The organism is Algoriphagus kandeliae, assembly GCF_004571135.1.
In the GTDB taxonomy this organism is placed as follows: Bacteria; Bacteroidota; Bacteroidia; order Cytophagales; family Cyclobacteriaceae; genus Algoriphagus; species Algoriphagus kandeliae.
On sequence record NZ_SPSB01000003.1, the window covers coordinates 109,111 to 125,355 of the forward strand.

The 16,245-nt window shown below is 40.9% G+C and carries 14 protein-coding genes; 8 read left to right on the forward strand and 6 right to left on the reverse strand.

Translation table 11 applies throughout. The features are described 5' to 3' along the window. The 3 genes from moaA to E4S40_RS09085 all read right to left on the reverse strand — a co-directional run bounded on the left by moaA (window position 1) and on the right by E4S40_RS09085 (window position 2,732). On the reverse strand, window positions 1-981 hold the full coding sequence (gene moaA / locus E4S40_RS09075) for a GTP 3',8-cyclase MoaA (RefSeq protein ID WP_135073270.1): 981 nt from the start codon (window positions 979-981) through the stop codon (window positions 1-3). Between the two features lie 63 nt (window positions 982-1,044). Next, entirely contained in the window at window positions 1,045-1,953 is a 909-nt protein-coding gene (locus E4S40_RS09080) for a helix-turn-helix domain-containing protein (protein ID WP_135073272.1), read from the reverse strand. 2 nt (window positions 1,954-1,955) lie between these two features. After that, window positions 1,956-2,732: a hypothetical protein gene (locus E4S40_RS09085; RefSeq protein ID WP_135073274.1), complete on the reverse strand. Its 777-nt coding sequence runs from the start codon at window positions 2,730-2,732 to the stop codon at window positions 1,956-1,958. 542 nt (window positions 2,733-3,274) lie between these two features. Here E4S40_RS09085 and E4S40_RS09090 point away from each other — a divergent pair. From E4S40_RS09090 to E4S40_RS09105, 4 genes are all read left to right on the forward strand, one after another. Continuing rightward, on the forward strand, window positions 3,275-4,171 hold the full coding sequence (locus E4S40_RS09090) for an alpha/beta hydrolase (RefSeq protein WP_135073276.1): 897 nt from the start codon (window positions 3,275-3,277) through the stop codon (window positions 4,169-4,171). 90 nt (window positions 4,172-4,261) lie between these two features. Further along, entirely contained in the window at window positions 4,262-6,499 is a 2,238-nt protein-coding gene (locus E4S40_RS09095) for a xanthine dehydrogenase family protein molybdopterin-binding subunit (RefSeq protein WP_135073278.1), read from the forward strand. Window positions 6,500-6,606: 107 nt separating this feature from the next. Next, window positions 6,607-7,065 carry a (2Fe-2S)-binding protein gene (locus tag E4S40_RS09100; RefSeq protein WP_135073280.1) on the forward strand — a complete coding sequence of 153 codons (459 nt, stop codon included), beginning with the start codon at window positions 6,607-6,609 and terminating at the stop codon, window positions 7,063-7,065. 12 nt (window positions 7,066-7,077) lie between these two features. Next, a complete protein-coding gene (locus E4S40_RS09105; protein ID WP_135073282.1) occupies window positions 7,078-9,339 on the forward strand; it encodes a xanthine dehydrogenase family protein molybdopterin-binding subunit in 2,262 nt (753 codons plus the stop codon). 126 nt (window positions 9,340-9,465) lie between these two features. On the opposite strand, the gene E4S40_RS09110 is transcribed toward E4S40_RS09105, so the two are convergent. Then, entirely contained in the window at window positions 9,466-10,440 is a 975-nt protein-coding gene (locus E4S40_RS09110; protein ID WP_135073284.1) for an ion channel, read from the reverse strand. Between the two features lie 244 nt (window positions 10,441-10,684). Here E4S40_RS09110 and E4S40_RS09115 point away from each other — a divergent pair, with 244 nt between their 5' ends. Continuing rightward, window positions 10,685-12,277, forward strand: coding sequence for a DUF1593 domain-containing protein (locus E4S40_RS09115; RefSeq protein ID WP_135073285.1), 1,593 nt, complete (start codon window positions 10,685-10,687; stop codon window positions 12,275-12,277). Window positions 12,278-12,325: 48 nt separating this feature from the next. Here E4S40_RS09115 and thiL read toward each other — a convergent pair whose 3' ends face one another. Further along, window positions 12,326-13,354 (reverse strand): thiamine-phosphate kinase, encoded by a 1,029-nt coding sequence (gene thiL, locus E4S40_RS09120; protein ID WP_135073287.1) that lies wholly within the window; start codon window positions 13,352-13,354, stop codon window positions 12,326-12,328. 98 nt (window positions 13,355-13,452) lie between these two features. Beyond that, window positions 13,453-13,857 (reverse strand): methylmalonyl-CoA epimerase, encoded by a 405-nt coding sequence (gene mce, locus E4S40_RS09125; protein ID WP_135073289.1) that lies wholly within the window; start codon window positions 13,855-13,857, stop codon window positions 13,453-13,455. Between the two features lie 92 nt (window positions 13,858-13,949). Here mce and E4S40_RS09130 point away from each other — a divergent pair, with 92 nt between their 5' ends. The 3 genes from E4S40_RS09130 to E4S40_RS09140 all read left to right on the forward strand — a co-directional run bounded on the left by E4S40_RS09130 (window position 13,950) and on the right by E4S40_RS09140 (window position 16,236). Then, window positions 13,950-14,276, forward strand: coding sequence for a HesB/IscA family protein (locus tag E4S40_RS09130; protein WP_135073290.1), 327 nt, complete (start codon window positions 13,950-13,952; stop codon window positions 14,274-14,276). A gap of 158 nt (window positions 14,277-14,434) precedes the next feature. Beyond that, a complete protein-coding gene (gene gcvT / locus E4S40_RS09135; RefSeq protein WP_135073292.1) occupies window positions 14,435-15,529 on the forward strand; it encodes a glycine cleavage system aminomethyltransferase GcvT in 1,095 nt (364 codons plus the stop codon). Further along, a complete protein-coding gene (locus E4S40_RS09140) occupies window positions 15,526-16,236 on the forward strand; it encodes a 2-phosphosulfolactate phosphatase (RefSeq protein ID WP_135073294.1) in 711 nt (236 codons plus the stop codon). Before gcvT ends, E4S40_RS09140 begins: the two co-directional genes overlap by 4 nt. The last annotated feature ends 9 nt before the right edge of the window (window positions 16,237-16,245 follow it).

The following is a 16,245-nucleotide window of genomic DNA, read 5'->3' on the forward strand; positions in this document are numbered from 1 at the left end:
TTAGCCTCCAATTTTGATCATACTTCGATTGATAATCTGATCAGGATTAGCCTTTAAATAATCTGGATCAAATTGTCCTCCAAGCGCTTTGTGTTTACGGGAAATCGACAATCGAATCAATTTTTCAACATCCTCTCCTTTTCGTAGAGCTCCCAATAAATCCAGCTCTTCTTTTCCAAAAAGACAATTTTTGATTTTACCATCCGCAGTCAGACGAATCCGATTACAACCTGCACAGAAGTTTTCACTCATAGTGGTGATAAAAGCAAAGGTTCCTGCAAAGCCCGGAACTTTGTACTTTTTCGCCGTGTCGTGTTTTTTGTCTTCGAGCTTTTCGATGGGATATTTTTCTTCTACCAAAGTCAACATCTGAGAAGCTGTCACCACCTTTTTGCTTTTCCAGTGATTTCCTGCAAATGGCATAAATTCAATAAAGCGCATATGGATTGGCAGCTTTTCGGTAACAGCCACAAAGTCACAGATTTCATCTTCAATTAATCCATGAAGAGCCACAGCGTTAACCTTGACACGAAATCCCTCAGAAAGCAATAGCAAAATATTTTCCCAAACCTGATCAAACTGATCTCTTCGGGTGAGTTTGATGAATTTTTCGCGATTTAGGGTATCTAAACTAACATTAACCGAACGAACACCGGCCCGCTTTAACACATCGATGTGCTTATGAATCAAAACCCCATTAGTAGTCAAGGTCAACTCGACCGGATAAGTGGAAAGGTGCTCAAGAATCTCCGGTAATTCCTTTCGTACTAAAGGCTCTCCTCCTGTCAGACGTATTTTTTTAACCCCCAGATTGATGAATATTTCTGCCAATTTCAAGACTTCATCTTTGCTCATCAACCTGGACTGAGGCATCCATTCCATCTCCTCCTGCGGCATGCAATAGGTGCAACGGAAATTACAATGATCTGTCAGCGAGATGCGCAAGTAATCATGAATACGTCCAAATGAATCCTGAAGCATAATGCTATGATAGAGATTATTAGCTGAAGATTAAAATGATTTGGTATCAAGCGGAAAATCCTGCTATGATTGGCCTGATTTACGGAATTGAGTGGGACTAAGATTTATCTGTTTTTTAAAGAAATTATTAAAATGAGTCACCTCTGAAAAGCCAAGCGAATAGGCAATTTCAGACACATTCCAGTTACTCTGCTTTAGGAGAATTTTGGATTCTTGAAGCAACCTTTCAGAGATCAATTGGGTAGTCGTTTTCCCTGTCATTTCCTTCACAGCCCTATTCAGGTGATTCACATGAATATTGAGCTGATTGGCAAAATCCGATGCAGAACGCAATTGGATTTGCCTATGATTCTCATCGATGGGAAATTGCCTTTCCAGCAATTCCATAAAAATGGAAGCAATTCGAAGTGAAGCATTTCCAAGCTGAGCTGTCTGCACCTCAGCAGGCTGCAACTTCATCCCAAAATGGATCAATTCAAACACAAGATTACGAATTCGATCATATTTGTATTTATATTCAGAACCGATTTCCTCCTGCATCTTTGCAAAGATTTCCTCTACCTCTATAGCTTCCTCATCTGTCAGCTCGAACACATGGGTTCCATTGGGATGAAACACCTCGTACTGCTGAATTTGACCAAAATTCATGAAGAAATGAGGATTGAATATGCAGTAAATTCCTGAAGTAATCTGATCCAAATGGTCCCATTTGTAAGGAACCATGGGATTTGAAAAAGACAATGCTTGCTTTTTTACTTCATAAACCCGGTCGGCATAATGCACCGAACTGGCTCCCTTTACCAACATCAATTTGTAAAAATCCCTTCTTCGATATGGGAGCGTTTTAACCTTTCCTTCCAAATAAGGCTCTAGCCGAAAAATATTAAAATGGCCAAAGTCATTCTTTAGACTTTCAGGAATCCAGTTAAACTTCCTTTTATAAAACTCCTCTAAGGTCTCCTTCTTCTCCATGATTATTTTTTTGAAAAGGTGCTGTTAAACTTATACAGCAAACTCAAGTTCCAAACCAAATCGTCTCCGGCAATGGTTGAATTGACTTTTTGGTTGAAAAAAGCCTGAAACTGTATAGGATAGTCTCCCTTTTTGAATGTAAAAGCAGAATTCAGGTAATAGCCTGAATTCTCATCCACACTCAGAAAAAATATTTGAGGATTAATCATCAGACTCACATCTGAAACTAAAACGATCTCAGGCAAACCAATGTTCAATGCCAGAAAATCTGAATTTTGAGGCCCTGTGCGCTGAAGTCCTGATCCATGTAAAAAATACAGTCCCAAGGAGAATTTATCAGTTATTTGGTATTTGGAATTTAACTCTCCAGCCACATAGCGGTTAGCCACAAATTCTTTAGACGGTTTACCATCTACAATCACATCTCTTTCCTGAAAAAGAAAAGCAGGGTGACCTCCCACAGTCAATGTAAAGCGCTTGTCTTTTATCAGCTTATATCGTCCCCAAAAGACAAAAGACCAAGGTTTTCCATCCATCCCAAAGCGAATCATAGGATCAAAGGAAAGGCGCTCACCACCCATCGTCAGGTCAAAGAATACGGCTGGACGCCCCAAGGAGAAGGAAGGAATGATCGACACCCCATTATTGGTCGCTGTGATTGTTCCCCCAATATGTCTTTCAGGTGATTGAGAGGTATCCCCTTCCTGAGCCAGTAATGGAGATGAGAAAAGCAACCCAAGCATAACCGAATAAAGGATCGCCGTTTTAAGATTTTTCATTGTTTTATCTAGAAGTAGGGTGAATAGGTTTTGCTGAAATTTTCAGATGGGTGCAAAACTCATCTAAAGAGCAAGAAAATCCTAATTTAATTCAAAGTAAAACTTATATTTTTCAAACAATTTTAAATTTTACCAGAATTTCTTAACCCATATTTTTTCCGTCAATAAATAGAAAGGACAGAGCATGACACCTTTCTCCTATATTATTTGAAAATTGTAACTATTTGTTTGAAATAGTTAGGTATAAAAGCTCTTAATCAAGGAATTTTGAAAAAAATTTAAAGCCATAAGGATTCAATAAGAAAGATTTCAATAATGTTAGGCGACAATAAATTCACCATTTCCGGCCTCACTACCAAATCTAATAAGCTTTAAAAAATGAAACAAAGTATAATTACCCGCCCTACCAATATCTACCTAGGTTAATCATAACCTAAGAAGCAAAAGCAGATATCAAAAGCTAATTATTTGATAATGATATTTTAGCCAGAAAATAATTCAGTCTACCTTATTAAATGATAACAAATCCAATCTCAAACTCTATGAAGAATCTTCTTTTAAGCCTTGTTTTTATTTCATTCTTGGCAACTAATCCAAGTTTTTCCCAAACCAATCCTGTCCTAAAATTTTTCCCGGAGGGCACTACTCTTCACGGGAATATCCCCTACCAAGGTGATACGCTGAAAAAACATCTATTGGATATTTATCTCCCTCCGAATGCAAAAGGGAATATACCGCTGGTTATTTGGGTCCATGGAGGAGGCTGGCTAAGTAATGACAAGTATGCGGATATGGGCTACATGAAAGAGACCATAGCCCGAATTATGAATGAAGGTTATGCCCTGGCTTCAATTGATTATCGATTCAGCACTCAAGCTGTCTTCCCAGCTCAGATGCTGGATTGTAATGCAGCTGTATCTTACCTTTTCGAAAACGCGGATAAATATGGTTTCGACACCGAAAAGGTAACCCTCATGGGGTTCTCTGCTGGTGGACATTTGGCTTCCATGCTTGGATTGTCCAAGAATCAAAATGTAGAAGCTTTTTTCCTTCCTGGAACAAATAGAAACTTCAAATTCAAAGCGGTGGTGGACTTTTATGGTCCTGCAGATTTAACGCTTTTCCCTGGCGCTGTCGACCCCAAATCACCAGAAGGTTTACTGATTGGAGCGGCTCCATTGGATAGACCGGATTTAGCCAAAGCAGCAAGCCCAGTTGCCTATGTTGATGGAAATGATCCTCCATTCCTAATTATTCATGGGGAAAAGGATGACTTGGTATCTCCCCGACAATCCCAACTCTTGAATTCCTGGTTGAAAGTGAAAGGTGTGGAGACGGAATTGATAGTGGTGAAGGACGCTCCCCATTTCGGCCCCATGTTTGACGTAGAGGAAATCCGAAATTCAGTCTTTTCTTTCCTCGAAAAACACTTAAAATGAGCCTATTAGAAAGATTTGTTTGAAAAGTATAAGTATAAAAAAATCAAGATTTCTAACTTGTAAGAGTATAATTAACCCATACTGTCCAAAATGATCACTTCCAATAAACTAAACCGAAGGTCTTTTCTAAAAGTCTCTGCTTTAGCAGGCGGAGGACTGATCCTCAGCTTTAATTGGCTGGCAGGATGCAAACCTGAGGAAATTGAAGAATTTGGACTTCCGAAGGAATGGTTTAGACTAAATGGCTATATCAAAATCGGAGAAAATGGATTGATTACCATTATGTCTCCTAATCCTGAAGGGGGGCAAAATGTCAAAACCTCCATGCCACTGATAGTAGCAGAGGAGCTAGATGCTGATTGGAAAAATGTAGTGGTCGAACAGGCTCCTTTAGATACTGATAATTTTACCCGACAATTTATTGGAGGAAGTCAGGCTATCCGAATCGGGTGGATTCCTTTGCGTACTGCCGGAGCAACAGCGAGACAACTTTTGATCAATGCTGCCTCCCAAGAATGGAATGTCCCTGCAGCTGAAATCACCACTGAATCAGGCTACTTGATCCATCAAGCTAGTAATAAAAGGGCTCATTATGGGAAAATGGCCTCTTTGGCAGCAACTCTACCACTACCTGAAAATGTAGAACTCAAGGATATCTCCGAATTCAAACTCATTGGGAAATCCCATAAAAATGTAGAGACCAAAAATATCATTACAGGTAAACCGCTTTTTGGGATTGATTACAAAAAGCCAGGAATGCTGATTGCCATGATTATTCATCCTCCTGCTCATGGGATGAAATTGAAATCATTCGACGACTCGGCTGCCAAAAACCTTCCCGGGATTAAAGGGATTTTTGAATTTAAATCCTTGCAAGATGATTATTCCAGAACATTTTTTGATACCGTTTCATTTACTGATTTGATCGCCATCGTCGGCAATAGCACTTGGCAGGTTCTCCAAGCCAAAAAGGCAATAAGTGCAGAATGGGAACCTATTCAATCCTATGAAGAAAAGCGGGATCAATTTGGTAATCCCACGACTAGAATTGTCCCAGCAGGGCTTGAAAGTGAGGAGAGTCAGCGAGTGAAAATGGAGGCCGCCGCAAAGAGCCCAAGAACTTTCAGAAAGGATGGCAATCCCGAACAGGCATTTCAAAATGCAGCTCAAGTTATAGAGCGAACCTATGAAGCTCCTTTCCTCTCCCACAACTGTATGGAGCCCATGAATTTCTTTGCTCATGTGCAGGGAGATAAGGTCAATTGTGCCGGACCGCTTCAAAAACCAGAATTAACAGAGCAAGCACTTTCTCAACGATTGGGTATTCCTGTAGAAAATATTGAAATTGAAATGACCCGCTTGGGCGGAGGTTATGGAAGGCGCTCCTATGCGCATTGGCTTGTAGAAGCGGCAGTTATTTCCCAAAAAATGAATGCTCCTATCAAGCTCATTTATACTCGGGAAGATGATATGTCGGGAGGAATTTATAGATCCCGCTATCATGCTAATTATCGCGCTGCTTTAGATGAAAACAATCAATTGATTGGTTTTCATGTGATTGCAGGAGGCTTACCAGAAAATCCACTTTACCCAGATCGTTTCCCCGCAGGAGCAGTTGACAATTATTGGGCTGAAGGATGGGAAGTTCCTTCCAACCTAACAACAGGTTCCTTCCGGGCTCCCCGATCAAATTTCATGGCCGCTGTCGAACAATCCTTTTTGGATGAAGTAGCTGAAGCTGCAGGAAAAGATCCAATTGACTTCCGCTTGGAGCTTTTGAAAAAAGCCAAAACCAATCCAGTTGGGGAGCGAAATGACTACGATCCTGAGCGCTATGCAGGAGTTTTGGAATTGGTGAAAAGCAAGTCAAATTGGGGACAGACTCCCGCTGGAATTTCAAGAGGAGTTTCGGCTTATTTCTGCCATAATAGTTACGCTGCACAAGTAGTGGATTTGAAAGTAGAAAATGGAGAAGTACAGATAGACAAGGTTTTCAATGCGATTGATTGTGGATTGGTAGTCAATCCAGATGCTGCCAAAAATCTCTGCGAAGGGGCTGTGGTGGACGGAATTGGAACGGCTCTTTTTGGAGAATTAAAATTTAACCAAGGAATTCCAGACCGAATGAATTTTGATCAGTATCGAATGATTCGGTCGAAAGAGGCTCCCAAAGAAATAGAAACGCATTTTGTAGAAAGTCAAGAGGATCCTACTGGTTTGGGAGAACCAGCTTATCCTCCTGTCTTTGCAGCCCTAGCCAATGCACTATATCAGGCCACAGGAAAGCGATTCTACAATCAGCCTTTCATACAAGAATTGAATGGATAAATAGGGATCCAATAGCTTATTCGCTTGATTTATAATACTTTCAGTTTGAATTTCGTAAGGTTTACCCTTCTTGAGATAATTATATTTAAGACTTAATTGAAAATACTATGGCTCAATTCAACCTCAATGTAAATGGAAAAACCCAACAGGTAGATGTAGATCCCTCTACTCCGCTTCTTTGGGTATTGCGAGATCATTTGGATCTTGTAGGAACAAAATTCGGTTGCGGTATCGCTCAATGCGGTGCTTGTACCATTCACTTAAACGGAACTGCGGTTCGCTCCTGTCAGCTTCCTGTTTCGGCAGCAGAAGGCGCTCAAATCACGACCATTGAAGGACTTTCTGAAAACGGAGATCATCCGGTTCAGCAAGCTTGGATGGAGCATGATGTTCCTCAATGCGGCTACTGCCAAGCTGGCCAAATCATGACTGCAGCTGCCTTGCTTCAGCAAAACCCAAATCCAAGCGATGAGGAAATTGAGAATGCTATGAATGGGAATATTTGCCGCTGCGGCACCTATTTGAGAATCAAAGCAGCTGTAAAAACTGCTTCACAAAAACTTTAAACTCTTTCAATCATGACCAAAGTAAACACGAAACTCGACCGAAGATCATTTTTGAAAGTTTCAGCATTAGCTGGAGGTGGGATGATGCTCAGCTTTAGCTGGTTGGCAGGCTGTAAGCCAACAGTTGAAGAAGAACTGGGATTGCCCAAGGAGTGGTTTGAATTAAATAGCTATATCAAAATAGGAGAAAATGGCGCTGTGACCCTCTACTCTCCAAATCCAGAATTTGGATCCAATGTCAAAACTTCCATGCCGATGATCTTGGCGGAAGAGCTTGACACGGATTGGAAAAATGTATGGGTAGAGCAGGCTGATTTTTATCCGGAACGATTCGACAGACAATTCACAGGAGGAAGTCAAGGTATCCGAATGGGATGGACTCCTTTGCGGACTGCAGGTGCAACGGCAAGAGCCATGCTGGTAGCTGCAGCTGCGCAAAACTGGAATGTCCCTGCAAATGAAATCACCACTTCAGCTGGAATTTTGGAACATAAAGCAAGTGGCAAAAAAGCTAATTATGGAGAAATGGCTTCCCTAGCTGCCACTTTAGAGGTTCCTGAGGAGGTAGAATTAAAAGACATCAACGATTTCAAAATCATCGGGCATTCCAAAAAGAATGTAGACGGGCAAAAAATCGTAAGCGGAAAGCCACTCTTCGCGATTGATCATAAAGTAGAAGGAATGAAATACGCTGCCATCGTACATCCTCCTGCCTTTGGAATGCGCTTGAAATCTTTCGATAAAAGTTCCGTAATGGGAATGTCTGGGATTCAGGATGTTTTCCCTGTCAATGTATTCAAGGATGATTATGTCCAAAACTTTTTTGATACCACCACTTTCCCAGAGATTATTGCCATCGTAGGCAACTCTACTTGGGAAGTCATGCAAGCCAAAAAGAATTTGGTTGCGGAATGGGAAAAAGCTCCTGAAACAAAAATCGCAATGGCTGGATTCGGTGGAAACAGCATGGAAGTAACCGTTCCAGCAGGATTAGAGAATTCTTCCAGTCATAAATCAAGAATGGCTGAATTCCTAAAAAAGCCAGGAACAGTAGTTCGAAAAGATGGCGATCCTGAAGGCATGTTTAAAAAGGCTGCTAAAGTCATCGAACGAACGTACTCAGCTCCATTCTTGGCCCATAATACAATGGAACCTATGAACTGCTTTGCTGATGTTAAAGGTGATAGAGCCGTGATTTATGGTCCTACCCAGGCTCCTGAATTTATTATGGGTACAATTTCTAGTAGTTTGGGAATTCCTCGAGAAAATATTCAGATCAATTTAGCCCGTATGGGAGGTGGATTTGGAAGAAGGGCCTACAGCCACCACATGGTGGAAGCGGCTTTGATTTCTCAAAAAATACAGGCTCCTGTGAAGATGGTTTATTCACGGGAAGACGATATGTCAGCTGGTGTTTATCGTCCTACCTATTCTGCGACTTATCGAGCTGCTTTGGATGAAAACAACAATCTCCTTGCCTTGCATGTAAAGGCCGGTGGAATACCTGAATCTCCATTGCATGCTAATCGATTCCCTGCTGGGGCCTTGGATCATTACATGGCAGAAAGCTGGGATATCCCATCCAACATCACCATTGGTGCTTTCCGAGCTCCGCGATCTAACTTTATCGCTGGAGCAGAGCAAAGCTTCTTAGATGAATTGGCTGAGGAAATGGGTAAAGATCCAATTGATTTCCGTCTGGAATTACTTAAGCGAGCTGAAACTGACCCGGTTGGCAGCAATAATGATTATGATCCAAAACGCTATGCAGGAGTCTTGCAGTTAGTCAAGGAAAAATCAAACTGGAGTCAAGCCCAATCCAATGTTCACCGTGGCGTTTCCGCATACTTCTGTCATAATTCCTATGTAGCAGAGGTGGTAGACACTGTCATCAAGGACAATAAACCTGTGGTTGAATCGGTTTACGCAGCAGTTGATTGCGGAATTGTAGTCAATCCGGATGCTGCTGCCAATATGGGTGAAGGTGCAATTGTGGACGGTATTGGGAATGCTTTCTTTGGGGAATTGGCCTTTAATAATGGAGCGCCTACCAAAACCAATTTCGATACTTATAGAATGATTCGACAAAAAGAATCTCCAAAGAAAATCGAGGTTCATTTTGTAGAATCCACCGAAAATCCAACTGGTTTGGGAGAACCACTCTTCCCTCCTGTATTTGCTGCATTGGCAAATTCACTTTACAAGGCAACTGGCAAACGCTACTACGAGCAGCCATTTGCACCACAGTTGGAAATGGAAAATTTGAGAATGTAAGATTTGAATAAACCTTTGAGGTTTTCAAAACCTTGAAGGTTTATATTCTAAAGCAATATTTACTGGAATAGCCCGGGGAGAAATCTTCGGGCATTTTTTTTAAGACTTGAAAAAGTTTGAAAACTTTCAACTGTTTAACGATGCTTCGATGCTGTCATTGATTTTGTCCAAATCAATGATATAGCCAGTTCCTTTCTCTGATAATATAGGCACAAACTTTCTTCCCCAAACAAATTCATTGTAGAGATAGGAAGTCCTGACATGGACAGAATCTGAATAAGCATCATTCATTCCTTCTACAGCTATTAAAATCTCTGTGTCCGAAGCAGCCATTTTCTCGGGAGTTTCTTCAAAAAATGGACTATCCGGAGTAATTGGATGAACTACCGTCCAGCTTGTTGAGAAAAACTGAATAAAATCCCGTTCCAAAGCTAGATTATAATACTTCCTGGTCAATTTCCCAGTTTCATCTTTTTCGTTTCGACTCATCATGACATTGACTTTTACATTAATCAAATGGCTATTCCGCTCATTGATCATTCTAAACATCAATCCATTCATATCCAGATAGGGTGAAACCAAAATATTTCTACTAAATAAAATTTTCGGACTAGGGGTACTAAAGCGACCATAGACCAAACCCGTAATCAATGCAAACATCATCAAACCAACCAAGGCTTCCACAGCAGCCACTGCATTCGTCAAGCTTCCCAAAGGGCTGATATGCCCATATCCTACTGTGGTCAGGGTTTGACTACTAAAAAAGAAAGCTCCCCAAAAGGGGGAAACGAATTGAGTTTGCTCATCAATACCACTGAGATGCTCTATTCCTATCCAGTAATACATACCTGCAAACACCAGATTAACAACAAAATAGGAAAGAGCTATCACCAAAACGAATTCAAAAACCGGCATGGTAATCATTCGGTGATAAAGATTGAGCCATGCCGAAAATGACTGTCCCTTTCTTTTAACATTAAATGATCCATCTGGAAGGATCAACCTTGCGCGAGTACTCGTGGTGGCAGTACCAAAACCTGAATCTTTCCGATTCCTCTCCTCTTCTAATTTGGATATTTTCGCCCCGACTTTTTTACTCATTTGTGCTCATTTTTTGAAAAGAAAATTCACCAAAAACCAATAAGACTGTTGATTCTGCTCTTCGCTTAAAGAAAACAAAATAGAAATTTATCTCTACTTGCAGAAATCCATTTTTTGAGGATAACCAAAGGAAGAGCTCGAGAAGACTTATCCATATCAGAATAACAATTTCTCACATTTCCCTTGAGAAGTAGCAATTATTCAGACTAATCAATAAATTCTGATCTCAAAACCCTACTAGCCTATGAAACCAATCACTTTAAGTAAAATTCAAGCTACTTTCCTGATTTTTACTTTCCTGTTAGCATTTTCTCCGATAATAGCTTTAAGTCAGGAATCACCCTTAAAACCCCGAATCATCATCACCGCAGACCCCGAATTGGATGATAATAATTCTCTGATTCGAATGATTCTCTACAGTTCGGATCTTCAAATAGAGGGCTTAATCTATGCAAGCAGTCAGTTTCATTGGAAGGGAGATGGAAAAGGAACCAAGTGGTTTGTACCAGGAAGAGAGTATGATCGATTTGGAATGAATGAGTGCCCCTGTGAATCTTGGAGATGGGCAGATGATGAGCGATTTATCCATGAAATCGTGGAAGCCTATGAAAAATCGTATCCAAATCTAAAAATCCATAATTCTGATTACCCTAGCCCGGAACTATTAAAATCAGTTATCCGATATGGAAATATTGAATTTGACGGGGACTACAGTAAAGATTCACCTGGTTCGGAATTGATAAGGGAATTAATTCTGGATGAAAAACCCGGAAAACTATTCATTACCGCTTGGGGAGGTGGCAGCACTATTGCCCGGGCATTATATACCATTCAAAGAGACTTTGAGTTTACTGAGGACTGGAAAGAAATCCAGGATAAAATCAGCAGAAAAGTATTGCTTTTACCCTCTGGAGATCAGGATGATACATTTGCCACTTACATCCGTCCCAATTGGCCAAATATCGAAATTCGGCAATTCCGTCAGGTACCAAGCTATGGCTATGGAGCACAAATCAGAGCTACTCCTGAAAACGCGCCTTATTTAACTTCCCAATGGATGAAAGAAAACATCTCAGACCGCAGACCTTTTGGAGAACTTTATCGGGTTTGGGGAGATGGAAAGCAAATGGTTGAAGGTGATAAGGTGGATTATTTTGGATTTGCGGGATATACCAATGAACAGCTTAAGGAGATGGGATACTTTGTTTGGCTACCCGTTCAAGAAAAAGGTTCTTGGCTAGGTGAAGGAGACAATCATACGGTCATGAACATGCTTGGAAATGGGCTTCGGGCATTTGAAAAAGGAACTTATGGCGGATGGGGAGGTAGAACCATTCTTACTGAACAACCCAGTCAAGTTCCTGGAATGGGCTCAACCGGATCGGCTGAAGATATGGCTGCTTTACTTTCTTCGCAAAATAGAGCGCAAAACGAATTAGAAGATTTCCCCAATTATTTCCCTGCAGCCCAACGAGACTTTGCAGCTAGAATGAAATGGTCAGTAAGTCCAAAATTTGAAGATGCAAATCATCCTCCCATGGTCAGGATTCAGGGACCTTTGACTTTGGCTGTATCTCCTGGCCAAAAAATCAAACTACATGCTGAATCGAAGGATCCTGATGGCAACCAAGTAGAGCTTTCTTGGTACCAAACACCTGTCAGTGGAAATGAAGTAAAGGCATCCTTTTCCCAAACTTCAGGCAAATCCATAGAGCTAAGTATTCCCGAAGATGCAATCCCCGGTCAAGAAGTTCATGTGATTGTGGCAGGCACTGATGATGGCTCCCCTAAATTGACAAACTATCAGCGGGTGATCATTATCATTAAAGGCCAATAATCCTTATAAAAAAATCCCCTGAAGATTCATTTCAGGGGATTTTTCACTTTAAAAATGTTGCCAGCCTTGGGCTTTGACCTGAACTGCTGTACCGCTTTTAGTTACTAGAAATTTACCTTCCTCAGCCTTCGTGATATGACCAATAAAATGGACGTCGGGATGTTTTTCCAATTTTGGAAAATCCTTCTGGTCAATTGTAAATAACAACTCATAATCCTCTCCCCCATTCAAAACACAGGTGATGGGATCAATTCCAAGTTCTACTGCCGTATCATAAGTCTGCTTATCAATAGGAAGCTTGTCCTCATAAATGGTAGCACCCACACCGGAAGCTTTGCTGATATGGAAAATTTCAGAAGCCAAACCATCGGAAATATCCATCATAGAAGTAGGCACCACTCCAAGTTCACGGAATTCATGAATAATATCCATTCGAGCATCCGGTTTCAACTGACGCCCACTTACAATCGCATATTTCTCCAAATCCGGTTTCATGTCAGGATTGGCTAAAAACACCTGCTTTTCCCTCTCCAAAACCTGAAGTCCTACTAAAGCTCCTCCCAAGTCTCCTGTAACACATAAAATATCGTTGACCTTGGCACCACTTCGGTAAGTCACTTGCTCTTTTTTAGCTTCTCCGATAGCTGTAATGGAAATAATCAAACCTCCTCTTGAAGCCGTAGTATCACCACCAACCAAATCTACTCCATAATGCTCACAGGCAGCATTAATCCCAGAATAAATGGCATCTACTGCCTCCACAGAAAAACGATTGGAAAGTGCAATGCTCACGGTAATTTGTTTGGGAATGGCATTCATTGCAGCGATATCAGATATATTGACCGCAACTGCCTTAAAGCCCACGTGTGGCAAAGGAGCATAGGCTAAATCAAAGTGAACCCCTTCCAACAATAAATCGGTAGTGACCACTTTCACATGATCGCCAGCATCAATTACTGCCGCATCATCCCCAATACCTTTTAGCGTAGATGAATTTTTGATTTGAACCTTCTCATTCAAATGATCGATGAGTCCAAACTCACCAAATTCACTTATTTCTGTTCGTTTTTCTGACATATCTTATTGTACCAAGTTCTAAGTCCCAAGTACCAAGACTGCATATTTTTGACTCGGCATCTTTAAGGTCGGACTTTTTACTATTTACGATTTACTACTTACAAATTCTTCTCTTGGCAAAGTTCCACCAACACCCCATTCGTGCTTCGGGGATGCAAAAATACCACTAATTTATTATCGGCCCCTTCTTTGGGTGTCTCATTCAATATTTCGAAACCAGCATCCTTCAAGCGCTGTACCTCCGAATGAATATCGGCTACATCAAATGCAATATGATGGATTCCCTCGTTTCGCTTTTCTAAATATTTTGAAATGGGACTATCCGGTCGAGTAGCTTGAAGTAATTCCACTTTGGTTTCACCTACTTGAAAGAAAGATGTTTCCACTCCTTCACCCTCCACTCTTTCGGATTTATACGCTTCTTTTCCTAACAATTTGGCAAACAACTCATTGGATTTTTCCAAATCCGCCACAGCAATCCCGATATGCTCAATTTTTCTCATCTTGATAATTCTTATATTTGTAATTGAATTATTTAGAGCGAGGGTGCGTTTACCCTGCTAAATAAAATTGGAAGACGTAAAGTTAAGAATATATGATCATCGTATCTGATAAAGCGAAAGAGCGGATTTTGGAATTAAGAAAAGAAGAAGGACGAACTGAAAATGAAAACATCCGCGTATCGGTCAAAGGTGGCGGTTGTTCAGGATTGATGTACGACCTGAATTTTGATGCTCAAACTACCGAAACAGACCATGTTTTTGAGGATAAAGGAATCAAAATCATCGTAGATCGAAAAAGTTTGCTCTATTTGGCTGGAACCACGCTAGAATTTAGTGATGGACTCAATGGAAAAGGTTTTCAATTCATCAACCCGAATGCAAGTCGCACCTGCGGTTGTGGAGAGAGTTTTTCAGTCTGATAAAATTTAACACTATTTGAAAGCAACCTTAGGGTTGCTTTTTTTATGGAAAAAACTTTACTCTAAATCTATTTCCATTTTTACATCTATTTTTTGTACAAAATCCTTTCTTCAAAATCCCCTTCAATCCTTACCTTTGGCGACAAATCAAGTCAATCATGGAAGAAGCAGTCAAAAAAATCCAACTCAACGATTTACACGAGGCCCTAGGAGGCAAAATGGTTCCTTTCGCAGGTTTTAATATGCCTGTCCGATACAGTTCCGATAAAGAGGAGCATCAATGTGTCCGTCAGGGAGTTGGGGTATTTGATGTATCACACATGGGGGAATTTATGGTTGAAGGACCACATGCTTTGGAATTGATCCAGAAAGTGACTTCCAATGACGCTTCCAAATTAGTGGACGGTCAGGCACAGTATTCCTGCTTTCCTAATCAAACTGGAGGTATCGTCGATGACTTGATTGTATACAAGTTTGCAGATGAAAAATACATGCTGGTTGTGAATGCTTCCAATATTCAAAAAGATTGGAATTGGATCAATCAGCACAACACCATGGGTGCCAAGCTCAAGAATATTTCGGATGAAATCTCCCTTTTTGCCGTCCAAGGACCAAAAGCTATCGAAGCCGTTCAATCTCTGACACCGGTAAATCTTTCCGAAGTGAAATTTTATCACTTTACAATAGGTGAATTTGCAGGTGTCCAAGATGTAATTATTTCAGGAACAGGTTATACAGGTGCTGGAGGATTTGAGATTTATGTAAAAAATGAAGATGCCGAAAAGGTTTGGAATGCCATTTTTGAAGCTGGAAAGGACTTTGATATCAAGCCAATCGGATTGGGAGCAAGAGATACCTTGCGATTGGAAATGGGCTATTGTCTGTATGGAAATGACATTGATGATACCACTTCCCCAATCGAAGCAGGATTGGGATGGATTACCAAATTCACAAAGGATTTCATCAACTCTGAGGCATTAAAAGCTCAAAAAGAAGCAGGCGTAACCCGAAAATTGGTTGGATTCGTGATGCAGGAAAGAGGTATCCCAAGAGGGCATTATCCCATTTTAGACGCAGAGGGAAATCTAATAGGTGAAGTTACCAGCGGTACCATGTCACCCTCTATGGAAGTTGGGATCGGTTTGGGATATGTCAAGACTGAATTCAGTAAGCCGGGAACAGAAATTTTTATTCAAGTCAGAAATAAAAACCTCAAAGCTCAGGTAGAAAAACTTCCTCTTTATAAAGGATGAATCAATTAGAAATTTGCTTTAGCCCTGAACTGATTCATTTGCACGATTTGGAAGGTAAAATCGTGGTGGTGGTTGATATTTTTAGGGCTACCTCTACAATGATCGCTGCTTTGGCAAATGGTATCGAAGAAATTCAAACCTTCGCCGATTTGGAAAGCTGTCGTTCCATGAGGGAAAAAGGCTATCTGATTGCAGGAGAGCGAAATGGGAAAACTGTTGAAGGTTTTGATTTGGGAAATTCTCCGGTTGCCTTTTTAGAGGAATATTATGGAGGAAAAAAATTGGCAATGACCACCACCAATGGAACCTTAGCGATCTCCAAATCCCAGTCTGCTGATGAAATTCTAATCGGAGCATTTCCCAATTTTTCTGCGACTATTCGCTATATCCAAGCACAACAAAAGGACGTCTTGATTCACTGCGCAGGCTGGAAGGGCCGTTTCAACTTAGAGGACTCCCTCTATGCGGGAGCTTTGGCTAAAGCTCTAGAAAGCACTCATTCAAGTGATGATGATGGAGCCTTATCCATGAAAACTCTTTTCGAAAAAGAGGGACATCAACTCAAACAATACCTCAGTAAAGCATCTCACGCCAAGCGCCTTCAAAACCAAGGAATCGAAAAGGACATTGATTTTTGCCTGACTTTGGATTTGTATGACTTGGTGGGGAAGGTGGTTAACGATAGGGTAAGGCCAATTTCTTTTTGAAATTCTGAA